The 22,477-nt window shown below is 59.7% G+C and carries 21 protein-coding genes and 2 riboswitches; of the genes, 11 read left to right on the forward strand and 10 right to left on the reverse strand.

Annotated elements, in window-relative coordinates; all coding sequences use genetic code 11:
* Window positions 1-316 precede the first annotated feature (316 nt).
* The 3 genes from RTE01_RS00860 to RTE01_RS00870 all read right to left on the reverse strand — a co-directional run bounded on the left by RTE01_RS00860 (window position 317) and on the right by RTE01_RS00870 (window position 3,337).
* Window positions 317-2,014, reverse strand: a complete 1,698-nt coding sequence (locus tag RTE01_RS00860) for an NAD-dependent malic enzyme (RefSeq protein WP_041145440.1) — start codon at window positions 2,012-2,014, stop codon at window positions 317-319.
* A gap of 172 nt (window positions 2,015-2,186) precedes the next feature.
* Window positions 2,187-2,327 carry a stationary-phase-induced ribosome-associated protein gene (gene sra, locus RTE01_RS00865; protein WP_004861775.1) on the reverse strand — a complete coding sequence of 47 codons (141 nt, stop codon included), beginning with the start codon at window positions 2,325-2,327 and terminating at the stop codon, window positions 2,187-2,189.
* 158 nt (window positions 2,328-2,485) lie between these two features.
* Window positions 2,486-3,337 carry a Vmh family MBL fold metallo-hydrolase gene (locus RTE01_RS00870; RefSeq protein WP_123552413.1) on the reverse strand — a complete coding sequence of 284 codons (852 nt, stop codon included), beginning with the start codon at window positions 3,335-3,337 and terminating at the stop codon, window positions 2,486-2,488.
* Window positions 3,338-3,450: 113 nt separating this feature from the next.
* Here RTE01_RS00870 and RTE01_RS00875 point away from each other — a divergent pair, with 113 nt between their 5' ends.
* The 6 genes from RTE01_RS00875 (at window position 3,451) to RTE01_RS00900 (ending at window position 10,092) form a co-directional block, all read left to right on the forward strand.
* Window positions 3,451-4,341, forward strand: coding sequence for a LysR family transcriptional regulator (locus RTE01_RS00875; protein ID WP_134525866.1), 891 nt, complete (start codon window positions 3,451-3,453; stop codon window positions 4,339-4,341).
* Window positions 4,342-4,375: 34 nt separating this feature from the next.
* Window positions 4,376-4,855, forward strand: a complete 480-nt coding sequence (locus RTE01_RS00880) for a GNAT family N-acetyltransferase (protein ID WP_134525869.1) — start codon at window positions 4,376-4,378, stop codon at window positions 4,853-4,855.
* A gap of 94 nt (window positions 4,856-4,949) precedes the next feature.
* Window positions 4,950-5,381 (forward strand): OsmC family protein, encoded by a 432-nt coding sequence (locus RTE01_RS00885; RefSeq protein ID WP_041145444.1) that lies wholly within the window; start codon window positions 4,950-4,952, stop codon window positions 5,379-5,381.
* Window positions 5,382-5,533: 152 nt separating this feature from the next.
* A complete protein-coding gene (locus tag RTE01_RS00890) occupies window positions 5,534-6,409 on the forward strand; it encodes an oxygenase MpaB family protein (RefSeq protein WP_041145445.1) in 876 nt (291 codons plus the stop codon).
* A 238-nt stretch (window positions 6,410-6,647) separates the two neighbouring features.
* Window positions 6,648-7,565, forward strand: a complete 918-nt coding sequence (locus RTE01_RS00895) for a bestrophin family protein (RefSeq protein ID WP_115192819.1) — start codon at window positions 6,648-6,650, stop codon at window positions 7,563-7,565.
* Between the two features lie 226 nt (window positions 7,566-7,791).
* Window positions 7,792-10,092 carry an FdhF/YdeP family oxidoreductase gene (locus RTE01_RS00900; protein ID WP_134525872.1) on the forward strand — a complete coding sequence of 767 codons (2,301 nt, stop codon included), beginning with the start codon at window positions 7,792-7,794 and terminating at the stop codon, window positions 10,090-10,092.
* Window positions 10,093-10,137: 45 nt separating this feature from the next.
* On the opposite strand, the gene RTE01_RS00905 is transcribed toward RTE01_RS00900, so the two are convergent.
* On the reverse strand, window positions 10,138-10,758 hold the full coding sequence (locus tag RTE01_RS00905) for a LysE family translocator (protein ID WP_134525875.1): 621 nt from the start codon (window positions 10,756-10,758) through the stop codon (window positions 10,138-10,140).
* Window positions 10,759-10,838: 80 nt separating this feature from the next.
* Window positions 10,839-11,642: a helix-turn-helix transcriptional regulator gene (locus RTE01_RS00910; protein ID WP_134525879.1), complete on the reverse strand. Its 804-nt coding sequence runs from the start codon at window positions 11,640-11,642 to the stop codon at window positions 10,839-10,841.
* A 201-nt stretch (window positions 11,643-11,843) separates the two neighbouring features.
* On the opposite strand from RTE01_RS00910, the gene RTE01_RS00915 reads away from it, so the two are divergent.
* A complete protein-coding gene (locus RTE01_RS00915; RefSeq protein WP_041145449.1) occupies window positions 11,844-12,725 on the forward strand; it encodes a LysR family transcriptional regulator in 882 nt (293 codons plus the stop codon).
* Between the two features lie 92 nt (window positions 12,726-12,817).
* Here the strand turns inward: RTE01_RS00915 and RTE01_RS00920 are convergent, their stop codons facing one another.
* Entirely contained in the window at window positions 12,818-14,227 is a 1,410-nt protein-coding gene (locus tag RTE01_RS00920) for an MFS transporter (RefSeq protein WP_141334553.1), read from the reverse strand.
* 175 nt (window positions 14,228-14,402) lie between these two features.
* Here RTE01_RS00920 and RTE01_RS26120 point away from each other — a divergent pair, with 175 nt between their 5' ends.
* Window positions 14,403-14,552, forward strand: coding sequence for a hypothetical protein (locus RTE01_RS26120; RefSeq protein ID WP_166793727.1), 150 nt, complete (start codon window positions 14,403-14,405; stop codon window positions 14,550-14,552).
* A gap of 54 nt (window positions 14,553-14,606) precedes the next feature.
* Here RTE01_RS26120 and RTE01_RS00925 read toward each other — a convergent pair whose 3' ends face one another.
* From RTE01_RS00925 to RTE01_RS00935, 3 genes are all read right to left on the reverse strand, one after another.
* Window positions 14,607-15,125: a ClbS/DfsB family four-helix bundle protein gene (locus tag RTE01_RS00925; RefSeq protein ID WP_134525882.1), complete on the reverse strand. Its 519-nt coding sequence runs from the start codon at window positions 15,123-15,125 to the stop codon at window positions 14,607-14,609.
* A 165-nt stretch (window positions 15,126-15,290) separates the two neighbouring features.
* Window positions 15,291-16,133, reverse strand: coding sequence for an MBL fold metallo-hydrolase (locus tag RTE01_RS00930; RefSeq protein ID WP_141334555.1), 843 nt, complete (start codon window positions 16,131-16,133; stop codon window positions 15,291-15,293).
* Window positions 16,120-16,662, reverse strand: coding sequence for a sugar ABC transporter (locus RTE01_RS00935; protein ID WP_134525885.1), 543 nt, complete (start codon window positions 16,660-16,662; stop codon window positions 16,120-16,122). Before RTE01_RS00935 ends, RTE01_RS00930 begins: the two co-directional genes overlap by 14 nt.
* A 142-nt stretch (window positions 16,663-16,804) precedes the next feature.
* Between RTE01_RS00935 and RTE01_RS00940 the strand changes: the two genes are divergently transcribed.
* Window positions 16,805-17,698, forward strand: coding sequence for a LysR substrate-binding domain-containing protein (locus RTE01_RS00940; RefSeq protein WP_041145455.1), 894 nt, complete (start codon window positions 16,805-16,807; stop codon window positions 17,696-17,698).
* A 127-nt stretch (window positions 17,699-17,825) separates the two neighbouring features.
* The gene (gene zapE / locus RTE01_RS00945; RefSeq protein ID WP_134525888.1) at window positions 17,826-18,851 is read left to right on the forward strand and encodes a cell division protein ZapE; all 1,026 of its coding nucleotides are present in this window, start codon (window positions 17,826-17,828) and stop codon (window positions 18,849-18,851) included.
* Window positions 18,852-18,901: 50 nt separating this feature from the next.
* Here zapE and katG read toward each other — a convergent pair whose 3' ends face one another.
* Complete coding sequence (gene katG, locus RTE01_RS00950) at window positions 18,902-21,079, reverse strand: catalase/peroxidase HPI (protein ID WP_141334558.1); 2,178 nt, start codon at window positions 21,077-21,079, stop codon at window positions 18,902-18,904.
* 358 nt (window positions 21,080-21,437) lie between these two features.
* Window positions 21,438-21,518: riboswitch (ZMP/ZTP riboswitch) on the forward strand.
* Window positions 21,519-21,537: 19 nt separating this feature from the next.
* Between katG and RTE01_RS00955 the strand changes: the two genes are divergently transcribed.
* On the forward strand, window positions 21,538-22,170 hold the full coding sequence (locus tag RTE01_RS00955; RefSeq protein ID WP_041145458.1) for a LysE family translocator: 633 nt from the start codon (window positions 21,538-21,540) through the stop codon (window positions 22,168-22,170).
* A gap of 185 nt (window positions 22,171-22,355) precedes the next feature.
* Window positions 22,356-22,454, forward strand: a riboswitch (guanidine-I (ykkC/yxkD leader).
* Window positions 22,455-22,477 lie beyond the last annotated feature (23 nt).

Here is a 22,477-nt window from a genome sequence, read left to right on the forward strand (position 1 = left end):
TGGTTTCTTCGCTCAAGCTAAAGTTATCGCAGCACGATACCGATAACGCTTGAGGGGGTGCGATCGCCAAATGTATGTGAAAAATTAAACATTTCACAGTACGGCATGGGATCCTCCTTTTCTATTCAGTTAGTTGATGGGTGCAGGCAGTGTAGAGGGAGATCGTCGATTTAGCCAGCGGCTAAAAATGGCAGGGAGGCGGGTAAAGAGAGGCGGGGCAAAAGCGGTGAGCAAAAAAAAGCGGGCCCCGTTGAGGCCCGCCGCGTTTACCGTTATCCAGATGCTTATCCGAATAGCTCGTTCAGGCGAATAGCAATTAAATCGACGTCCGGCGGTAGTTGCGATACTCCGGCTGCCAGAAGTTATCGCTTATCGCCTGCAGCAGCGCCTCAGCGGAGGTTTTCACCGCCACGCCCTGTTCCTGAGCCACTTTACCTACCGCAAAGGCGATGGCGCGCGACACGGTCTGAATATCCTTCAGCTCCGGCAGCACCGGGCCTTCGCCGTTGTTCACCAGCGGCGAGTGCTTCGCCAGGGTTTCGCTGGCGGCCATCAGCATATCCTCGGTGACCCGCGAAGCGCCGGAGGCGATCACCCCGAGACCAATGCCCGGGAAGATGTAGGAGTTATTGCACTGGGCAATCACGTACTGCTTGCCTTTCAGCGTCACCGGCGCAAACGGGCTGCCGGTGGCAACCAGCGCTTCACCGTCGGTCCAGCTAAGAATGTTCTGCGGCGTCGCCTCTACCCGGGAAGTGGGGTTCGAGAGCGGCATGACGATCGGCCGCGGGCAGTGCTTATGCATCTCGCGAATAATCTCTTCGGTGAACAGTCCCGGCTGGCCGGAAACGCCGATCAGAATATCGGGCTTGACGTTGCGCACCACGTCGAGCAGAGAGAGGACGTCGCTGGTGGTATCCCACTGCTGCAGATTGTCCCGCTTCTGCACCAGCTTGCTCTGGAACGGCAGCAGGTTCGGCATCGCGTCGGTGAGCAGGCCGAAGCGATCGACCATAAAGACGCGCTGGCGCGCGGCTTCCTCGCTCAGGCCCTCACGCTGGATCTGGGCGACGATCTGCTCGGCGATACCGCAGCCGGCGGAACCGGCGCCGAGGAAGACAATTTTCTGTTCGCTCAGCTGGCTGCCGGCGCCGCGGCTAGCGGCGATCAGCGTACCCACGGTGACCGAAGCGGTGCCCTGGATATCATCGTTGAACGAGCAGATTTCATTCCGATAGCGGTTAAGCAGCGGCATGGCGTTTTTCTGCGCAAAGTCTTCAAACTGCAGCAGCACGTCCGGCCAGCGGTGCTTAATGGCCTGGATAACGTCATCAACGAACTGATAGTACTCATCATCGGTGATACGCGGGTGGCGCCAGCCCATATACAGCGGATCGTCGAGCAGCTGCTGATTGTTGGTTCCGACGTCCAGCACGACCGGCAGGGTGTAGGCCGGGCTGATCCCGCCGCAGGTGGTGTACAGCGACAGCTTCCCGATAGGGATGCCCATTCCGCCGATGCCCTGATCGCCAAGACCGAGGATACGCTCACCGTCGGTAACCACGATCACCTTAACGTTGTGATTAGGCACGTTTTGCAGGATGTCGTCGAGGTTATGTCGGTTCTGGTAGGAGATAAATACGCCCCTGGCGCGGCGGTAGATTTCGGAGAAGCGTTCGCAGGCGGCGCCGACCGTCGGGGTATAGATGACCGGCATCATCTCTTCAAGATGGTTGCCAATCAGGCGATAAAACAGGGTTTCGTTGGTGTCCTGGATATTGCGCAGGTAAATGTGCTTGTCGATCTCGGTTTTGAACCCCTGATACTGGATCCACGCGCGCTCGGCCTGCTCTTCGATGGTTTCAACCACTTCCGGCAGCAGGCCCAGCAGGTTGAAGCTGCTGCGCTCTTCAATGCTGAAGGCGCTACCTTTATTGAGAAGCGGGAACTCGAGCAGGACGGGGCCCGCGTAGGGGATGTACAGGGAACGGTTTTTTTTATGGGTGAATTGCATCGCACTAACTCCTTGATATTCGCTTCAGGCCCGGCGCGGCGATAGACGAGCGGGCTGGCAGGGAATGCTGCGGGCAGAGTATAGAGCAGTTGCTGTTAAAGAGGGGGGATAGCGTTAAAAAAACACCATCCTGGCAAAAGGACGGTGTTTTTATCATCACTCAGTCGAGAAATTAGCCCGCGCGGCGTTTACGGCCGGTGGCATGAGCGTGGTTGATGGTGGTTTCCACATCGCCGTCCAGCACCACTTTTTTCTGCTGGGACAGCTTATAGTTCAGACCGAGAAGATGACGTGCCTGATGGTTCGATTTCATTCTTACTCCTTAATCCACTTCTGTTTCAAGGACAAGCCCGGCGAAACCGGACGAAATATAACCCTAACGGCGGCCCGTTAACCGAACCGCGCACTCTATGGTGGTCTATATTTTCACCAATGGCAACCTCATGTTCGCGGATTAGGAACAGTCTGCGGCTACCACTTCATCTCGCCGGTGTTGACCTTTGCGCTCAGTTCCAGCGAACTCTCTTCCGCCAGCTTCGGCCAGCGCTGCTTCATCTCTTTGATCACGCCGGCGGAATCCTTATGGTTCTGCAGCGCCTGCTCAAACTGCTGCAGGTAGTCGCGGGTGAAGACGATTGCGCGGTCGCCTGCCGGCGGCGTGCCGAGATAGTGCCCCGGAATCACCTGCTGCGGATGCAGCGCGGCCATATCGTCGAGGGTTTTACGCCACTGGAGGCGGCTTTCAGCGGTCTGGGTATCGGCGGTCCAGACGTGCATGTCCCACGCGATGCCGGTACCGCCGAGAATGGCCTTGTTACCCGGGATCCACACAAAGGCGGCGTAGCTATCCGGCTCGCGGATTTCGACCTTCTCGCCGTCGATGGTAAAGGTGTGGGCTTCAATCACCTGCGGAGCATAGACCTGCTGCGGGGCGCCGTCTTTCATCTGCGGTCCCCAATAGGCCAGCTTCGCGGCTTTAGTGGCGTTAATGTGATTAACCACTTCCTGCGTCGCGACAATTTTGGCCTGCGGGAAGGCTTTAACCAGCGGCTCAAGGCCGAAATAGAAATCCGGATCGCCGGAGGTGATCACAATCCGGCTCAGCGGCTTGCCGTTTTTGCGGATCATCTCCACCAGCTTCTCGCCGTCCTTGACGCTGAACTGGGCGTCAAACAGCACTGCTTCGTGAGGGCCGGAGGCCAGCGTTGAGTTGACGGCAAAAATCCCTTTATCCTGCGGGTTATAGGTTTGCAGCTGCAGCGGTGCGGCGAAGGCGGCGCTGCTGAACAGGGCGGTGGCGATGGCAAGGGTCGATAGTTTCATGATTGTTTTCTCAATGTCGGGTGAATAACGCTATTTTACGTATTTCCTGATTTGCGAAAATTCCTGAAAAAAGAGATGCTGAGTTTCATAAAACGTGCAGATGGAAACGACGTATGGATAGAATTATCGCCGCCAGGGTGTATATCCGCATTTGCGAGCTGGGCAGCCTCAGCGCCGCGGCGCGGGCGCTGGGCATGTCGCGGCCGATGGTCAGCCGCTATCTTGAGCAGATGGAGCACTGGGCCGGCAGCCGCCTGATCCACCGCTCCACGCGCCGGCTAACGCTCACCGCCGCCGGAGAGAAGGTGCTGCAAAAAACGCGCAGCCTGACGCAGCTGTCGGACGAAATTGCCGGGCAAACCGAGCGGGCGGTGCCCAGCGGTACGCTGCGGGTGGCCTGCGCCCACTTTACGGCGATGCAGCTTATTTCGCCGCTGCTGCCGGATTTTCTCGCCCGCTATCCGCAGCTGCGTCTTGAGCTGGATATCAACAACCATCCGGTCAGCCTGATCGGCGAACGCATCGACGTGGCAATCCGCATCACCGATAACCCGGAGCCGGGGGCCATCGCCCGCCGGCTGGGGGTCTGCCGGTCGGTGCTCTGCGCCTCGCCGCGTTGGCTGCAGCTGAACGGGCAGCCGCAGACCCCCGACGACCTGAGCCAGCACAACTGCCTGCATTACAGCCACTTCGCCACCCAGACCTGGCAGTTTATCTCCCCCGAGGGGGAGAGCGCGGCGGTGGCGGTATCGGGAAATTTAAGCGCCGGGATCTCCTCCCTGCTGCTGGAGGCCGCGGTAGCCGGCTGCGGCATCGCGATGCTCCCCGATCTTGAGGCGCAGCGCGCGCTGAGCAGCGGAGCGCTGAAGGCGATACTGCCGGGCTGGACGCCGAAGCCGCTGAGCGTTTTTGGCCTCTACCTCTCGCGCGACTACCAGCCCAGCGCGCTACAGCTGTTTCTCGACGATATACAGCAGCGACTGGCGCAGCCCGCGAACGGCTAGCAGCCGTTAAACACGTCACTAAAGGAATGGAACAATGATGATATTCAGACCGATGCAGGAGGCCGACTATGCGGCCTGGCTCGCCTATTTTATCCCCGATTACGCCGTTGAAATTGCGGATAACTACGGCCTTTCCGCTCAGGCTGCCCGCGCCCAGGCGCAGCAGGAGATTGCCGAGAGCCTCCCTGAAGGCGCGGGCACGCCGGGCCAGGTTTTACTCTGCCTGATTGAACGCGATGGCGACGCGGAGCGGCAGGTTGGCTACCTGTGGTACAAGCCGGACGCCAAAATGCGATCGGCCTTTATTTGCGACTTCTATATCCACCCCGACAGTCAGGGGAAGGGGTTGGGCAAACAGGCAATGGCGGCGCTGGAAAACGATCTCCGCCAGCAGGATTTTGCGCAGATAAAGCTGCGGGTCGCCGGGGATAACGCGCGCGCCCGCCGCCTGTACGAGGCCAGCGGCTTTGGGATCACCGGTATCAATATGAGTAAAAATATCGACGCCGGGTAGTGGGGCAAAATCACCTCCCGGGGTAAATGGTGCAGGCCGAATCCGCTATCCGCTCCTATACTTACTCCTTTAACGTCAAAAAAGGAGCGAATCCATGGCAATTCATAAGAAAGGTCAAGCGCACTGGGAAGGGGATCTGAAAAGCGGTAAAGGAACCGTCTCAACGGAGAGCGGGGCGCTGAACCAGCAACCTTATGGCTTCAATACCCGCTTTGAAGGCGTGAAGGGCACCAACCCGGAAGAGCTCATCGGCGCGGCCCATGCGGCCTGCTTCTCGATGGCGCTATCGCTGATGCTGGGTGAAGAAGGGTATACGCCAACCTCGATTGATACGGTCGCCGTGGTGACCCTCGATAAATCCGCCAGCGGCTTCGCCATCACTAAGGTGGCGCTCCAGAGCCAGATCGTGCTGCCGGGCATTGCCGATGCGGCGTTTGAAAGCATCATTCACAAAGCGAAAGCGGGCTGCCCGGTTTCGCAGGTGCTCAATGCCGAAGTGAGCCTGGAATATAAGCTCAATCCGTAAACGCCCATTCCTGCGCTATTCCCGGCTTGACGCCACCGCGTGCCCGCAGCCTGCGGGCACCGCGCGTTGTGCCTAAAAGCCGCTGCCGGCAAATGAGTCCGCCGTCAATTAATGGTATGTTTTGCCTGTGACGAAAAGGAGCAGGCACAGTAATGACCAGCATACGCGGTATGATTGAAGCGCAGGTATTGGGTTTAACCGGCATGGCGCTGAAAGAGATTGATTTTGAACGCCCGCTCGGCGAGCCGGGGCTGTTTGGCCCACGCTCGGCCATCTGGCCGGTACACGGCGACTTTACCTCAATGCTCTGCGGCGGCATCAGCGCGCTGCTTCTGCAGATGCTCCACCCGCTGGCGCTGGCCGGCGTCTGGGATCACTCTAACTTCCGTGAAGACATCTTTGGCCGCCTGCGGCGCACCAGCCAGTTCATTTCTGCCACCACTTTTGGTACCACCGATGACGCCGAGCGGCTGATCGCCAAGATCAGGGGGATTCATCTGCGGGTCAGCGGGCAGGACCGCGACGGGACGCCGTACGCAGCCAGCGATCCGGCGCTATTAACCTGGGTACACGTGGCCGAGTGCAGCAGCTTTATGGCCTCGCATTTGCGCTACCGGCGAACGGTGGTGAGCGAAGCGCGCCAGGCGCAGTATTTTGCCGAGGCCGGAGAGATTGCCCGCCGCCTCGGCGCGCGGGATATTCCGCTCACTCCGCGCCAGGTGGCGGAGTATTTGCAGGATATGCGCCCGCGCCTGCGCTGCGACGAACGCACGCTGGAGGTCGCCCAGGTGCTGTTTGCTACCCGCCTGCCCGGGCGGCTGAGCCAGCCCGTGGGCCAGCTGATGATGCGCGCGGGGGTCGATCTGCTACCGCCCTGGGCGCAGGAGATGCTCTCCCTCAGGATGAATCCCCTGCAGCGGCAGGCCACCCGCCTGGCGGTGCACGGCATTGCCCGCGTGCTGCGCGCCTCGGTGCGTAACGGAGCCTGGCACTGCGCGATGCGGCGGATGAACGGCGGCGTGCTGTAACCCTGCCGCCCGGTTAGCCCTTATAAATGAGGGGTTAACCGATCCGGCGTTTTATTACCGCCGGGATCCGCGTATTGCCGGATAAATAAAAAGAGACCATAATTAACGGGCCATTAATCCCTCTCTTATTAGTGGTCAATAATTAACGCAATGTCGTGTTAGTGCTCAATAAAATAAGCCAATGGCGTAATAGATAATATTAAGCCATGCGCAATGGCGCTCATCAGGAAGTAGTACAATGATTATCCGACCAGAACAACACTGGTTCCTTCGTCTGTTTGACTGGCACGGTTCGGTGCTGTCAAAAATCGTCTTTCGCCTGCTGCTAAACGTGCTGATGTCGATTATCGCGATTATTAGCTATCAGTGGTATGAACAGCTGGGGATCCATTTAACCGTTGCGCCGTTTAGCCTGCTGGGTATCGCCATCGCGATCTTTCTCGGCTTTCGCAACAGCGCCAGCTATAACCGCTTCGTCGAGGCGCGCAACCTGTGGGGAACGGTATTAATTGCCGAGCGCACGCTGATGCGCCAGCTGAAAAATATTCTGCCGGCCGCCGCAGAAACGCATAAAAAAATAGCCAGCTACCTGATTGCCTTTAGCTGGAGCCTGAAGCATCAGCTGCGAAAAACCGATCCCAGCGCCGACCTTTACCGCCTGCTGCCGCGCGATGCGGTGGCGGAAATTATCGCCAGCTCGATGCCGACCAACCGCATCCTGCTGCTGGTGGGGCATGAGCTAGGCCAGCTGCGCGAAGCGGGGAAGGTCAGCGATATCACCTACGGCCTGATGGACAATAAGCTGGACGAGCTGGCGCACGTGCTGGGCGGCTGCGAACGTTTAGCGACGACGCCGGTGCCTTTTGCCTACACCCTGATTTTGCAACGCACCGTCTACCTGTTCTGCACGCTGCTGCCGTTTGCGCTGGTCGGCGATTTGCACTACATGACGCCGTTTGTCTCGGTCTTTATCTCCTACGCCTTTTTGTCATGGGATTCGCTGGCGGAAGAGCTGGAGGATCCGTTCGGCATTGCTGCCAACGATCTGCCGCTCAACGCAATGTGCAATACCATCGAGCGCAATCTGCTGGACATGACCGGACAGCATCCGCTGCCGGAAAAAGTTCAGCCCGACAGGTACTACAACCTGACCTGATCCCCGCCGCGCTGCTAATGTTAAATAAGTTAAATCTAATGCGTGATAGATAACATTGATTATACAGTCTCGGCCTCGATTGTTATTCTTTCGTTAACAAAAACCCTCGTTGGCGGCGGATGTTCACCTCGCGCCGGCGAGCGGCCAAAAAACAGTGCGATCGCTCTGATAAGGCGGTCTGACGCACGCATTTACCTGCTTATCGACGGTGCATTCAGGAGCTAGCATGAACATGAAAAGACGCGCAGTGCCGGGGGTTCATCCCTATGACGGCCCGGCCGGCGGCTGGGGCGCGCTGAAAGCCACCGCCATCGCCGTTCGCACCCAGATGGATGCCCTTGATGCCCCCGCGACGCTGCTGCGCACCAACCAGCCGGACGGTTTCGACTGCCCGGGCTGCGCATGGCCGGACAAAGAGCACAAGTCGACCTTCCAGTTTTGCGAGAATGGCGCCAAGGCGGTGACCTGGGAAGCGACCAGCAAACGCGTCACCGCCGAGTTTCTGGCGGCCAATACGGTCAGTTCCCTGCTGGCGAAAAGCGATTTTGAGCTGGAAGGCTACGGTCGCTTAACCGATCCGCTGGTCTACGATCGCGCCAGCGACACCCTGCGCCCGGTCTCCTGGGAGCGCGCCTTTACGCGAATCGGCGAGATTGTCAGCGGCATGCAGCCGGATGAGGTCGAGTTTTACACCTCAGGGCGCGCCTCCAACGAAGCCGCCTGGCTGTTCCAGCTTTACGCTCGCGAGCTCGGCACCAACAACTTCCCTGACTGCTCCAATATGTGCCACGAGGCAACCAGCGTCGGGCTGCCGCAGTCGATTGGCATTGGCAAAGGGACGGTTTCGCTGGATGATTTTGAGCAAACCGAGCTGGTTATTTCCATCGGCCACAACCCGGGAACCAACCACCCGCGGATGATGGGAACCCTGCACGAGCTGTCGCGGCGGGGAGTGCCGATAATTGTCCTCAATCCGCTAAAAGAGCGGGCGCTGGAGCGTTTTGCCGACCCGCAGAACGTGATCGAAATGGCGACCTACAGCTCAACCAACATCGCCTCGACCTATTTCCAGGTCAAGGCCGGCGGCGACGCCGCGGCGCTGAAGGGCATTGCCAAGGCGCTGCTGCAGATGGATGACGATCTGGATAATGTCCTCGACAGCGCTTTTATTGCCGAACATACGCAGAACTTTCCCGCCTTTGCCGATGATTTGCGCCTGACCCGCTGGCACGACATCGAGCGCGAATCGGGCCTGACCCGCGACGACCTGCAGCGCGTCGCCGCGGCCTATGCCAAATCCAACGCCACCATCGTCACCTACGGCATGGGGATCACCCAGCATAACAAGGGCACCTCAAACGTGCGCCTGATCGCCGACCTGCTGCTGATGCGCGGCAATATTGGCAAACCGGGCGCCGGGATCTGTCCGCTGCGTGGGCACTCCAACGTGCAGGGCAACCGCACCGTTGGGATCACCGAAAAGCCGAGCGCCAGCTTCCTCGCCAGCCTGCAGCGTGAGTTTGGCTTTGTTCCGCCGCAGGCGCATGGCCACGATGCGGTGAAGGCGCTGGAGGCGATGATTGCGGGGAAATCGAAGGCGCTGCTGTGCCTCGGCGGCAACTTTGCCGTCGCCATGCCCGATCGTCAGCAGGCCTTCCCGGCGATGCAGGGGCTGGAGCTGAGCGTACACGTTGGTACCAAGCTCAACCGCTCGCACCTGCTGGTGGCTAAAGAGACCTATATTCTGCCCTGTCTGGGACGTACCGAACTCGACGTCCAGCAAAGCGGCCGCCAGTCGATTACCGTTGAGGATTCGATGTCGATGGTCCACGCCTCGTCGGGCAAGCTGAAGCCGGCCTCGCCGCAGCTGCGCTCCGAGCCGGCGATTGTGGCCGGGATGGCGATGGCGACGCTGGCGAACACCAAAGTTGACTGGCTGGCGCTGGTGGCAAACTACGATCGCATCCGCGAGCTGATTGAACGCACCGTTCCCGGCTTTGAAAACTACAACCAGCGCATTCGTCATCCGGGCGGCTTCCGCATGCCGCTGCCGCCCACCGAGCGAGTCTGGCCGACGCCAACGGGCAAAGCGATGTTCTCGGTTTTCCACGGCGTTCATGAAAACGTGCAGGTGGACGGGGAGGACGTTATGCGCCTGGTGACGCTGCGCAGCCACGACCAGTACAACACCACGATTTATGCGCTCGATGACCGCTATCGCGGCGTCTTTGGCCGCCGCGACGTGCTGTTTATGAACGAGCAGGACATGGCAAATTTGGGGCTGGAGCACGGCGACCGGGTGGATATCAGTACCGCGCTGCCGGGCAGCCACCAGCGTCTTGAGGACATTACGCTGGTGGCCTACAGCATCGCGCCGGGCACCGTGGGTGCCTATTATCCGGAGGCTAACGTTCTGGTTCCGCTCAACTATCTTGATGAAGAGAGCGGGACGCCGTCCTACAAATCGGTACCGGTTCGCCTGACGCTGCGCTCGAAAGAGATTCTGCCCGTCGCGGGCCTCCGCTAGCACCTCCTGCACCTCGTCGGCAGCCGCCGCCGGCGAGGCCCCGTATCAGCGCGGCGTCAGAATAAGCCTGATGCCCAGCGCAACAAAACCGGCGGCAAAGCCCAGGCTCAGACCCCGCAGGATCGCCGGGCGGGTGAGGACGTGGCGGCGCATGGCGGCGGAAAAGGCGCCATAGAGCATAAACACCAGCAGGGTCATCAGCATAAAAATGGCGCTCAGCTGCAGCATATCTTCCGTCGGCGAGGGGGATTCGCTGCGTATAAACTGCGGTAAAAACGCCAGAAAAAAGAGCGGAAGCTTGGGATTAAGCAGGTTTATCAATACCGCGTGGGTGACGATTTTACCCGCGCTCCGCGCGGTATCTGCCGCGTCGAGGCGCAGAGAGCCGCGCTGTCTGAGGGTTATCCACGCCAGATACAGCAACCAGGCGACGCCGAGATAGCGCACCCCCTCAAACGCCAGCGGGCTGCCGTGGAGAATGGCCGCCAGTCCGGTTACCGCCGCCAGCATATGAGGAATAATCCCCAGCGTGCAGCCCAGCGCGGCGGCGTAGCTCATTCTGCTGCCGGCGGAGAGTCCGGTAGCAATGGTGTAGAGCGCGCCGGTGCCGGGGGCGACGACAACGATCAGGGAGGTAATAAGAAATTCAGGCGTGATAAGCGACATAGCATGCTCTTCGTTTAAGGGGAAAGAGCCTGAGTATTTCGCAGCGAAGCCGGCGCGTATTGAACAAAATTGCAGGCAGGCTAGCCGATTGCGGTGAGGTAGTATCCCGGCGTCATCCCGAACTGCTTCAGGAAGGCGCGGGTGAAGTGGCTCTGATCGGCGAAGCCCGCCATAAGCGCCGCTTCGGCCAGGCCGTTCCCCTCCGCCAGCAGCCTGCGAGCCAGCCGCACGCGGGACTGGATCAGATAGGCGTGCGGGGTGATCCCGGTTGCGCGGGCGAAGCCGCGTATCAGCTGGAAACGGCTGATACCGCAAAGCGCGGCGAGATGCTCGAGGGTTATCTTATTTTCCGGCGCATCGTCGAGATACTCTTTTGCCAGAGCGATGCCCGGCGAGCCGGGCTCTCCCGGCGGCTTCACCAGCAGGTGGCGGCGGGAGATCTGCATCAGGCAGAGAAGAAAGGCTTCCTCCACGGCGCCGCCGTCGGGGGACGCGGCGCGGATTTCGCTGAACATGCGCGCCATCAGCCCGTTCAGCTGAGGATCCTCAACCACCGGGCGCAGGATAATATCCTCCGCCTTTGCGCCCTCGGGGAGCGCCTGCTCAACCAAAAGGGGATCGATATACAGCATCTGCCAGCCGCGAGGGCCGTGCAGCGGCGCGCCGTCGTGAATTTCGCCGGGGTTGACCATAATGACGTTGCCGGCAGCGGCGTCAACTTTGCCGATATGGCTCCACGAACGCTGGGCGCCGTGGGTAAACACGCCGATGCCGAACCGGTCGTGAGAGTGGCGGGAGAAGCTGTGCTCGGTCAATAGCGACAGCGCTTCGAGCCCGGCGACCGGAACTTTGTGCTGCTCAACCTGATGTACATAGCGCTTCACCTTGCCCCTCCGTTTACCGATAGCCCTGTACCCAGTTTGGCAGCGTCAGCCCTTAAATCAAGCGCGCGGCGCGTTTGGCGGCGCCGGCGGCGGGCATTTTTAGGCCTTAAAATAACATTTGGCTAACATATTTGGGCTACACTAGCGCTCTGTATCGCGCTGGCGCACCATAACGCGCGGGCGCAAATAAGTGGATCAATCATGGATATTAAACAGCTCAAGTACCTGATCGCCCTCGACCGGACCCGCCATTTTGGCCAGGCCGCAGCGGCCTGTCATATCACCCAGCCGACGCTCTCGATGCGCATTCGCAGCCTGGAAGAGGAGCTGAACCTCGTGCTGATCCAGCGCGGGCAGCGCTTCGAGGGCTTTACTCCCGAAGGGGAACGCATTCTGGCGTGGGCGCGGGCGCTGCTCGCCGCCCACGACGGGCTGGAGGCGGAGGCGGCCATTTGCCGCGGGCAGATGGTTGGCCAGCTCCGGGTCGGCATGGTGCCGCTGGCCAGCCTCAACCCGATGCAGCTGATTAAGCCCCTGAGCGAAAAGTATCCCGAGCTGCAGTTTAGCCTGCTGTCGCTGACCTCGGAGCAGATTATCGATGGCGTGAGCCGTAACCAGCTCGACCTCGGGATCTGTTATCTGCATCACGTCGATAGCCAGCTTTTCAACGTGCAGTGGCTCCCGGCGACCCGGATGGGGCTGCTGCACGATCGGCGCCACTTTCAGTTCGCTGCGGGGATCCCCGACTGGGAGACGCTGGCCGCATTGCCGCTCGGCTTTCTCACCAAAGGGATGTACTACCGCGAATCGATCGAAATGAGCTTTAAGGGCAAAGGGCTGACGCCGAAATACGTCTTTGAAAGCGACTCCACGTTCCAGATCATACAGGCGGTGCAGGCGGGCATCTGCTGCGCCATTATGCCGCTCAACAACGGTCTGGAGGCGCTGAGCGACAACCTGGAGATTATCCCAATTGCCGAAACGGCAGTGGATTCGATGCTGGCGCTGATTATGCGCAATCAAGAGCCGGTGTCGTCGCTGGCGGAAAAATGCTTTGCCGACGCGCAGGCGATATTTGGCTAAGCGGTCCGGCGTTTGCTGGCGTTACTTTCGCTCAGCCAGCGGCATACGCGCCGCCGTTGCCGCCGGAAGCATTCCGGCGGCAAGGCGTGTGGTTAGATTTTTTCGAGGCTGATTCCGCGTGTTTTGGGCCCGAAAATACCGACCGAGAGCATCACCATCAGCATGCTGGCCACGATAAAGCTGATCACCCCCGGCGCACCGGCGTACTGCAGAATGATGCCGATCAGAATGCTGGTGATGGCCGTCGAGAGGCGGCTGAACGAGTAGCAGAAGCCGACCGCCCGGGCGCGAATGTGGGTCGGGAACACCTCGGCCTGATAGGCGTGATAGCTGATGGTCAGCCAGGCGTTGGACCAGGTGATCATAAAGCCGCAGATAACCAGCATTACCGGACTATTTTGCAGGGCGAAAAGGGTGCCGAACACCACCGTCATCAGCGCGGAGAGCACGATCTGCCATTTGTTCTCGAAGCGGTGAACAAAGCGGGTGCAGAACAGGCAGCCAATCGGATAGGCGAGAGTAATGAAAAAGGCGTACAGCAGGCTGTGGGTTATGCTCGCGCCCTGGCCTGAGAGCAGCGCCGGCAGCCAGTTGCCGAAGCCAAAAAAGCCGATCGCCTGGAAGAAGTTCATGACCATCAGCATGATGGTGCGTTTGCGATACTCCGGCGCCCAAATCTCCTTGAAGGTACCGGTCTGCGTTTTCGTTGTCCCGGCCTGGATCCGGTGCTGCGGCGAGGGGGCAATACCGCAGCGCTGCTCCATCTCACACATCACCACATGGGCGTCGTCGTTGCGGCCTTTGACTTCCAGCCAGCGGGCCGATTCCGGCAGCTTCTTGCGAATGACCCAGATAACCAGCGAGCAGAGCGCGCCGAAGATAATGACCCAGCGCCAGCCGCTCAGGCCGAACAGGGTGATCGGCACCAGCATCCATGACATCAGCGCCACGGCGGGCACCGAGAGAAACTGAATGAAAAAGGCAAAGGCGAAAGCTTTGTTGCGCAGGTGGGTGGGCACCCATTCGCTTAAGTAGGTGTCGATGGTGACCAGCTCAATTCCGAGGCCAATCCCGACGAGGAAACGGAAGAAAATAACCCCCTCCGCGCTGCTCTGAAACGCCATCAGCAGCGAGAATACGCCGTACCAGGCGAGCGCAAACATAAAGGTCAGGCGGCGGCCGAGCTTATCCGCCAGCGGCGCGAGGAGGCTGGCACCGATAAACAGGCCGAAAAAGGTCGCCGAGGCGAAGGCGGCCTGATCCGATATGCCGAAAATACCCTGCTCGCCGACGTGAAAGATATTCTCCGCCAGCAGGCCGGTGCTGATGTACCCGGTCTGAAAAAGATCGTACAGCTCGAAGAAACCACCGAGCGCCAGCAGGGTGATAAATGACCACAGGCCGAAGGAGGCAGGCAGGGCATCGATGCGGCTGGTCAGGCTGGAGTGGGGCTGTCCTGCGGGGGCAAAGGGCGCATCCCTCAGAACGTGGGTGGTAGACATATTATTATTTTCCTCAGATAAAATGTTTGCCTGCTAATGTTAATTGATTGTTAATAGTATTAAATTTTTAATCACCCGCTCTATATCCATTCTTCAGATGGATATCTGGTTAATTTTCTCAGGGGTTGTGGAATACGCTGGTTTTTCGCGATCGGGCGCCGTGGATTTGAATGAAATGACTAACGGGCCGCAGGATCAGGTTTGGGTGGCGAAGACGGGAGAGGGGATTAGCGTCGCGAAGCGTATCGATGTTGTTATCGATATCGTTATCAATGTCGTTATCGATGTCGTTATCAATGTCACTATCGATGACGCCCCGGCGTAACCGCCGCCGCCGGCGGACGGGGATGACTCATCCGGACTCGTTGCGCCCAGGCGTTTACTGTAAGCGGATATCATTCTCTTTCGCCCACTTTCTTAAGCGTCCGCAGGCATTCGCATAAGGTGACGACGTGTTAAATGAGATCATTCGCCCCATCGTCCATTTTGTGTACCAGGGCTTTGCGTACAAAATGTCATCGCCGCGCTCGTCAATCAGCCGCACTATCTCATTGTTGACCGTCTGCAGCTCAGCGATTAGCGAGCTGTAGCTTAAATCCCTGTAGTCTGAGTAAAATTTTTGCGCCAGAAGGCCAAGCTGATTCCATTTATAGCCGGTCTCCGGAAAATCGACGGCGAGCCCTTTAGCATCAGAAACGATCCACTTTACGACCAGCGCATTCCAGCCCAGCAGGTAAGAAACGAGGTTATGAATGCTCATCTGGCTGCCTTTGGCGTGGCCATCCATTGCACGCTCTGCGGTAAGTTCTGCCGGTATGGCATGCAGGTAGCCGATTAATTTGTCGAAGTTTTTATCGATAGCGCTGAGTAATTCTGATTTTGTTTGCGGCACACTCATAAAGAATTCCCTCTCACGTCAGGTTCGGTATACGCGCAAATAGTAGCGCTGAAAATGAGCCCTGGCGCACGCTGAGGCCACAAAGTTGTGAATGCCGTATCTTTCCCCGCTCTCTGTGGCCTGTTTTCCGTCCTCCCACTGCGGGGAAGAGTACCGCACCGATCTTCAGTCCTGCTGATAGGCAATCCGGTAACCGTCGTCAACGGCTTCCAGCCGGGCAAAGCCGGCGCTGGCGAGGTGCATGCCGGCAATCAGCCACTGCTCGCCTGCCGCCTGCGCCAGAATACGTCTCCGGGTGTCTGCCGCCTCGGCGGGGTCGGCGTCAAAGGCGACTGCGACGGCCGGCAGGGCCGACTGAATGTGCGGGAAATGCACAATGTCGCCCCAGATCAGCAGGGGCTTATCGCCGGCATCGATACGAAATCCGCTGTGACCCGGCGTGTGCCCGGGCAGCCAGACCGGATGAATGCCGGGGAGCACCTCATCGCCCGTTAGCAGGTTTACCCGCCCCTCATAGCCTGCCAGGGCGCGGCGAAACAGCGCGAAGTTACCCTGAACCCGCTCGCTGGCGCGCATCATCAGAACGTCATCCTGCCAGTATGCGATCTCGCGGGGATGCACATAGAGCCGCGCATTTTTATAGACGGCTTCGCCGTCGGCATCGAGCAGTCCGCCAATATGGTCGGGGTGACCGTGCGTCAGCAGGATCGTATCGACGTCGGCTGGCGCGATGCCCAGCTGGCGAAGGTGCTCGGGGAGCTGACCTCCGGCGTTATTCCGACCGCCGGTGCCGGAATCGACGAGGATCGTGCGCCCTCGGCCGCGGATCAGATAGGCGTTGATATGCAACGCCTGCGGGTCAGCTACCCCGGCCGCGCGCTGCCTTTCATCCGCTTGCGCCGGATCAATGCCGGAGAGGATGCCGAGGCTGACGGACATATTCCCGTCGCTCAACGCGGTCACCTGATAATCGCCAACCCGACGGCTGATGGGTTTAATTATGCTCATGAATGCCTCCTTGTTGGGGATACAGCTGGTCGGTTATCGGCCGATACAGACAGATATCCGCCGCAGCGGCGAGCAGGCGGGCTTTGTCTGCCGGAATCACGTATGCCAGCCGGTCTTCAGGGGCGCTATCCAGACCGGCGGCCCGCAGCAGCCACGGCCGGTAGCCCAGCTCGTGGTCAATAAAGTCGAGGGGTTGCCCGGTGAGCAGCAGGATCTGCTCTGCGGCCACCGCCGGAGCTGGCTCCTCACACTGATAAAGACCGCGACGCCAGTCGCCGATATTGGCCTGCCACTGCGCAAAGCTGCCGCCTCCCTTGAGACGGTACTCCGCGCCGGCGAGGACCGCGGCATCGCGAACGGTGTGAATGGCCAGCCAGGCCGGGCAGCCCGGGGTGAGGGCCCTGAAGCGCTGGGAGGTGCTGAAGCCGTCAACGCTCAGCAGCGCCGGGAGCTTCACCCGGGTGTAAAAATCATTCCATTCGGCTTCGCTTGTCGGGTCGGTATAGGTGCATTCAACGGTATAAAGCATAAACGGGCCTCTGCATGAAGGTGAACAGCGCATTGCTGATGTTTCGTCATGTTACTGGCTGTATTTAGCCGCCTGAATCGATATTATCTCATCATGTAGTGACATTTCGTCACTAAAGGTACTCATATCCAGGGGCGCTATCATGCGAAGAAAACTGCCCAGCAGCGCGTCGTTACAGGCGTTTGAAGCGGCGGCAAGGCACGGTAATTTTGCCCGCGCCGCGGAGGAACTCTCCCTGACCGAAGGCGCGGTCAGCCGGCAGATTGGGCGACTTGAGGCCCTGCTGAACTGCCGATTGTTCGACCGCACCGGAACCCGCGTGCGGCTGAACCCGAACGGCGCGCGCTACGCCCACCGCGTGCGCGAAACGCTTGAGCGCCTCGACCGGGACACCCAGTACCTGACGGGAATGGCAGACGGCAGCCGCAGCCTCGAAATCGCCGTGCTGCCGACCTTCGCCAGCCGCTGGCTGATCCCGCGCCTCAGCGGTTTTAACCGCCGGTACCCGGATATCACGCTGAATATTGCGGCCCATACGGACCCCTTTATTCTGACCGGCAGCGGGTTTGACGCGGCGGTTCATTTTGAGCACCCGGCGTGGGCCGGAATGCGTATCCGCTTTCTGCTCCAGGAAAAGCTGGTCCCGGTGTGCCATCCCTCGCTGCTGACCGCGCGGGACAGCGGCGAGCAGCTGAACGCGCTGCCGCGTATTCACCGACGGCAAAATCCGGATGCGTGGCAGCGCTACGCCGAGGAGAGCGGCATCGCGCTGGACAATCCGTCCCGGGGCGTGCGCTACGATCTGCATGAAATGGCCATCTCCGCCGTGCAGGCCGGGCTTGGCGTTGCGCTGGTGCCGCAGGTGTACGTCGAAAACGAGCTCAGCAGCGGGGCGCTGGTTGCCCCCTGGCCGGTTTCCGCGCGGCTGAACAAAAATTTCTGCCTGGTCAAGCCGGTTGAAACGGGGATTAACGAGAGCGCATTAGAGGATTTTGAGCGCTGGCTGGTGGCGGAAATCAGCGGCGAACCGGCATAACGGGCGCCGTTTTTTTGCCGCCGGTGCGGTTAACGCTCTCCGGCTGGCCTGGGTGTGGTCAAGGCAAGCAATTGTCCCTACACTGCCGTCGTTGAACCGCCGCCGCTGACCCAGAAAGGAGAGAATCATGACGCAAGGAACGAGCGATTTTAGTTTTACCGCGCTGATGGCACGGCGGGCTCGGGAGCTGGCTCTGAGCCTTGATAGCGACCAGCAGGCGCTGGTTGCGCAGCTTGATGCGCTGGGGCGGAGATTGCTGGCGCAAAGCGCCGCTCCCGGCAAAGGGCTTTACGTCTGGGGGCGCACCGGGCGCGGCAAAAGCCTGCTCGTCGATAGCTTCTTTGCTGGCCTGCCGCTGGCGGCTAAGCGCCGGGTGCACTTCCACTCTTTTTTTCGCGAACTGCATCAGCGCCTGAACGCGCCCACCTCGCCGTCGCTGCCTGCGGTCATCGCGCAGATGACCGACGGCTGCGGACTGATCTGTTTTGACGAGTTCCATCTCCACGATCCGGCGGACGCGATGCTGGTTAAGCCGCTGCTGGCGCAGCTGTTTCAGCGCGGCGTCGTCCTGATGGCAACCTCCAACTACCCTCCGGAACGGCTGCTGGAAGATCCGCTATACCATGCGCGCTTTTTGCCTTCGATTGCGTTAATTAAACAGCATATGACGGTAGTCGCGCTCGACGGCGAAGAGGACTACCGGGCGCGCCACGCGCCGGCGGAGAGCCCGTTTTGCCAGGGGCTGCTGCTGATCCAGCCGTCGGACCACACCCGCAGGCGGCATGCTTTACCCGAGCTCGCCGCCAGGGCGCTGACGCTGCCGGTCGGGTATCGCACCCTGGAGGTGGCCTCCGCGCCGGCGGCTTTTTTACATTTTACCTTCAGCCAGCTGTGCCAGGGCCCGACGTCGGTGATGGACTACCTGACGCTGTGCGAAAGCCATTCATGCTGGCTGCTGGACGCGGTGCCGCCTTTAGGTCACGCGGGACCGGCGGCGCAGCAGCGGTTTATCAACCTGGTGGATGTGCTCTATGAGAAGCAGTGTCGCCTGGTGCTGGTGAGCGAATGCGGATTACCCGAGCTGGTCGCGGGAGTTGAGCGGGAAGATATTCAGCGAACCTACAGTCGGCTGCAGCAGCTGCGGCAAGGATAGGGCGGGAAGAGAGAAGCCCCGGCGAGCGAGAAGCCTGCCGGGGTGGGAGATTACAGATCGAAACGGTCGAGGTTCATCACTTTGGTCCAGGCCGCCACGAAGTCGGTGACCAGCTTCTGCTGCGCATCCTGGCTGGCGTAAACTTCTGCCAGCGCGCGCAGCACCGAGTTGGAACCGAACACCAGGTCGGCACGGGTGGCGGTGAACCGGCTCTCGCCGCTCTTACGATCGCGGCCTTCGAACAGTTCGCCCCGTTCGTCGGTGGCTTTCCAGACGGTCGCCATGCTCAGGAGATTGACGAAGAAGTCGTTGCTGAGAACGCCGCGGCGATCGGTGAAGACGCCGTGCTGGCTGCCGTCAAAGTTGGCGCCCAGCACGCGTAAACCCCCGACCAGCACGGTAAGCTCCGGCGCGGTCAGCGTCAGCTGCTGGGCCTTATCCAGCAGCAGCGTCTCGGTAGAAACGCCCCCTTCAATACGGCGATAGTTGCGGAAACCATCCGCCAGCGGCTCCAGCAAACCGACGGATTCGATATCGGTCTGATCCTGACGGGCATCCACGCGGCCCGGCGCAAACGGCACGGTGACCGATACGCCAGCGGCAGCGGCGGCCTGCTCAACGCCGACCGAGCCTGCCAGCACGATAATATCGGCCAGCGATGCTTTCCCGGAGGCTTTTTGAATCGCCTGCAGGGTAGGCAGAACCTTCGCCGCGATGGCGTTGACCGGCCAGTCTTTCTGCGGCGCCAGCGCCAGACGTGCGCCGTTGGCTCCGCCGCGCTTATCTCCGCCGCGGAAGGTGGAAGCCGAAGCCCAGGCAACGGAAACCAGTTCGCTCACCGACAGGCCCGCATCGGCGATGGCGGTTTTCAGGGTGGAGATATCCGCCTCGCTCGGGCTGTGGACAGCAGCCGGGAGCGGGTCCTGCCAGATCAGGTCTTCTTTCGGGACTTCCGGTCCGAGGTAGCGGGATTTTGGCCCCATATCGCGGTGAATCAGCTTGAACCAGGCGCGGGCAAAGGCTTCGTTAAACGCCTGCGGATCGTTGAGGAAGCGGCGAGAAATCTTATCGAATTCCGGGTCGAAGCGCAGCGTCAGGTCGGTAACCAGCATCGTTGGCTTACGCTTTTTCTCCGGGTCAAACGGGTCGGGGATCAGGTCCGGCGCGTCTTTGGCTTCAAACTGAATGGCGCCGGCCGGGCTACGGGTCTGTACCCACTCATATTTGTAGAGGTTTTCGAAGAAGTAGTTGCTCCACTGGGTCGGCGTCTGGGTCCAGACAACCTCAAGGCCCGAGGTGATAGCGTCCGCCCCGGCACCGCTGCCGTAGGTGCTGGACCAGCCGAGACCCTGAGCCTCAATGCCGGCAGCTTCCGGCTCGGCGCCTACGTGGCTGGTGACCGCCGCGCCGTGGGTTTTACCCAGCGTATGGCCGCCGGCAATCAGGGCCACGATCTCTTCATCGTCCATCCCCATGTTGCCAAAGGTGGCGCGAATCGCCGCCGCCGCGGAGAGCGGCTCGCCGCTGGCGTTCGGGCCTTCCGGGTTGACGTAAATCAGGCCCATTTCGGTGGCGCCCAGCGGCTGCTGCGCCAGGCTTTCCGGATGACGGTGCTCAAGCCAGGCTTTTTCATTACCCCAGTCAACGTCGAGGTCCGGTTCCCACACGTCTTCGCGTCCGGCGCCGAAGCCAAAGGTACGGAAACCGGCATTTTCCAACGCCACGTTGCCCGCCAGCATGTAGAGGTCGGCCCAGGAGATTTTCTGGCCATATTTTTGTTTGACCGGCCACAGCAGGCGGCGGGCCTTATCCAGGCTAACGTTGTCCGGCCAGGAGTTCAGCGGGGCGAAACGCTGCTGGCCGCGGCCGCTGCCGCCGCGCCCGTCAACGGTACGGTAGGTACCGGCACCGTGCCAGGCCATACGAATAAACAGCCCAATGTAGCTGCCCCAGTCTGCCGGCCACCACTCCTGGGAGTCGGTTAGCAGGGCTCTCAGATCGGCTTTTAGCGCGGAGTAATCGAGCTTTTTAAACTCTTCCCGGTAGTTAAATTCTTCACCCAGCGGATTCGAGCGGCTGGAGTGCTGGTTCAGCAGATCCACACGCAGCTGGTTTGGCCACCAGTCTCGGTTAGCTGTGCCGCCGCCGGCGCTTTGCGTGGGCGCCGCGGTATGAAAAGGACACTTCCCTGCGGACGCGTTGTTAGATGAATCGTTAGACGTGCTCATATCAGGCTCCGTTTACTTTTGTGAATGCCATTACGATATACACTGCTTTCAATAAGTGATACTTGAATAAATCTACGGAATTAATAGTTATATCCTTTTAACAGCGGGTGATAAAGAAATCCATATGTTATTTGTGGTTAAGCCCCGAAATACGTAAAAGCGACTTACTAACCATAGTATTAACGTATTAGTTTAGGAAATCGTCGCGGCACGTTTGGCGATAAAAGCGCCAGCCCACCAGGAAAAATCTTATGCACCAGCGGCGGCGGGCAACACCGGCATTACCCATCAGGCGAAGCCGGGCATAAGCGGCGAAATTTGAGGGGTTGCTGAGCGGTGAGCGACAGGCTATTACTATTCACGGCCATGTAACTGGCGCCTTGAGACAGAATACTGTCGGGGAGCATGGTCGCGACCGCCGCGCGCCTGGGCATAACTTTGTCTGGTGGAGATAAACTATGCCTGAATTGAGTTCGTTAATAACATTCGCGTTCGTTGCCCTGGGGCTGGTGCTGACCCCCGGGCCGAATATGATCTACCTGACCTCGCGCTCGATCTGCCAGGGCAAACGCGCCGGCCTGATTTCATTAGGCGGCGTGGCGCTGGGGTTCGTCTTTTATATGCTGTGCGCGGCGCTGGGGATTACCGCGCTGATTTTTGCGGTGCCCTATGCCTACGATATTTTGCGCATCAGCGGGGTCGTCTACTTACTCTACCTGGCCTGGCAGGCGATAAAACCGGGCGGTCGTTCGCTCTTTGCCGTGCGCGACCTGCCGGCAGACAGCGGGCGTAAGCTCTTTCTGATGGGCTTTATTACCAATCTGGCGAATCCTAAAATCGCCATTATGTATCTGTCGCTCTTACCGCAGTTTATCTCCCCCGGCCACGGCAGCATTCTCAGCCAGTCTTTGGTGCTCGGCTTCACCCAGGCATCGATCAGCGTGGCGGTCAACGCGCTGATTGTGCTGATGGCCGGCGAGGTGTCGCGGTTTCTTACCGGTCGCCCGCTCTGGCAGCGCTTTCAGCGCTGGCTGATGGCGACGGTGCTGGCAGGAATGGCGGTTAAAATCGCCTTTGAAGCGCGCAAATAACGCCCCGGCAGGCGCGAGCCTGCCTCCCTCTGCACCAAATCTACGCGTTGCCCCAAAACGGCTCCCCATCCTGGTGTGCTGGCGGCGGTAAATATTCCATCCTGTTGATTTTATGCTAATTATTATTTTGGCATATGCTTTGCAAGATAAAAACAGAAGGCAGCGCACCATACAATTTAGATGATCAAATAGCTGGCTAGGGTTCCGGTTCACGCAGGTGAATGACTGGTCCGAGAGCTGGCGACCTCTGCGAGGTTACACGGCGGGACAAAAGCCCGGGAGACAGCAGCACCAGTAGGTGTCGCGC

The organism is Klebsiella terrigena, from assembly GCF_006539725.1.
In the GTDB taxonomy this organism is placed as follows: domain Bacteria; phylum Pseudomonadota; class Gammaproteobacteria; order Enterobacterales; family Enterobacteriaceae; genus Klebsiella; species Klebsiella terrigena.

Excerpts from the sequence above, each read along its gene's own strand:
- RTE01_RS00860 (WP_041145440.1), bottom strand. The coding sequence starts at position 2,014 with ATGCAATTCACCCATAAAAAAAACCGTTCCCTGTACATCCCCTACGCG.
- sra (WP_004861775.1), bottom strand. The coding sequence starts at position 2,327 with ATGAAATCGAACCATCAGGCACGTCATCTTCTCGGTCTGAACTATAAG.
- RTE01_RS00870 (WP_123552413.1), bottom strand. The coding sequence starts at position 3,337 with ATGAAACTATCGACCCTTGCCATCGCCACCGCCCTGTTCAGCAGCGCC.
- RTE01_RS00875 (WP_134525866.1), top strand. The coding sequence starts at position 3,451 with ATGGATAGAATTATCGCCGCCAGGGTGTATATCCGCATTTGCGAGCTG.
- RTE01_RS00880 (WP_134525869.1), top strand. The coding sequence starts at position 4,376 with ATGATGATATTCAGACCGATGCAGGAGGCCGACTATGCGGCCTGGCTC.
- RTE01_RS00885 (WP_041145444.1), top strand. The coding sequence starts at position 4,950 with ATGGCAATTCATAAGAAAGGTCAAGCGCACTGGGAAGGGGATCTGAAA.
- RTE01_RS00890 (WP_041145445.1), top strand. The coding sequence starts at position 5,534 with ATGACCAGCATACGCGGTATGATTGAAGCGCAGGTATTGGGTTTAACC.
- RTE01_RS00895 (WP_115192819.1), top strand. The coding sequence starts at position 6,648 with ATGATTATCCGACCAGAACAACACTGGTTCCTTCGTCTGTTTGACTGG.
- RTE01_RS00900 (WP_134525872.1), top strand. The coding sequence starts at position 7,792 with ATGAACATGAAAAGACGCGCAGTGCCGGGGGTTCATCCCTATGACGGC.
- RTE01_RS00905 (WP_134525875.1), bottom strand. The coding sequence starts at position 10,758 with ATGTCGCTTATCACGCCTGAATTTCTTATTACCTCCCTGATCGTTGTC.
- RTE01_RS00915 (WP_041145449.1), top strand. The coding sequence starts at position 11,844 with ATGGATATTAAACAGCTCAAGTACCTGATCGCCCTCGACCGGACCCGC.
- RTE01_RS00920 (WP_141334553.1), bottom strand. The coding sequence starts at position 14,227 with ATGTCTACCACCCACGTTCTGAGGGATGCGCCCTTTGCCCCCGCAGGA.
- RTE01_RS26120 (WP_166793727.1), top strand. The coding sequence starts at position 14,403 with ATGACTAACGGGCCGCAGGATCAGGTTTGGGTGGCGAAGACGGGAGAG.
- RTE01_RS00925 (WP_134525882.1), bottom strand. The coding sequence starts at position 15,125 with ATGAGTGTGCCGCAAACAAAATCAGAATTACTCAGCGCTATCGATAAA.
- RTE01_RS00930 (WP_141334555.1), bottom strand. The coding sequence starts at position 16,133 with ATGAGCATAATTAAACCCATCAGCCGTCGGGTTGGCGATTATCAGGTG.
- RTE01_RS00935 (WP_134525885.1), bottom strand. The coding sequence starts at position 16,662 with ATGCTTTATACCGTTGAATGCACCTATACCGACCCGACAAGCGAAGCC.
- RTE01_RS00940 (WP_041145455.1), top strand. The coding sequence starts at position 16,805 with ATGCGAAGAAAACTGCCCAGCAGCGCGTCGTTACAGGCGTTTGAAGCG.
- zapE (WP_134525888.1), top strand. The coding sequence starts at position 17,826 with ATGACGCAAGGAACGAGCGATTTTAGTTTTACCGCGCTGATGGCACGG.
- katG (WP_141334558.1), bottom strand. The coding sequence starts at position 21,079 with ATGAGCACGTCTAACGATTCATCTAACAACGCGTCCGCAGGGAAGTGT.
- RTE01_RS00955 (WP_041145458.1), top strand. The coding sequence starts at position 21,538 with ATGCCTGAATTGAGTTCGTTAATAACATTCGCGTTCGTTGCCCTGGGG.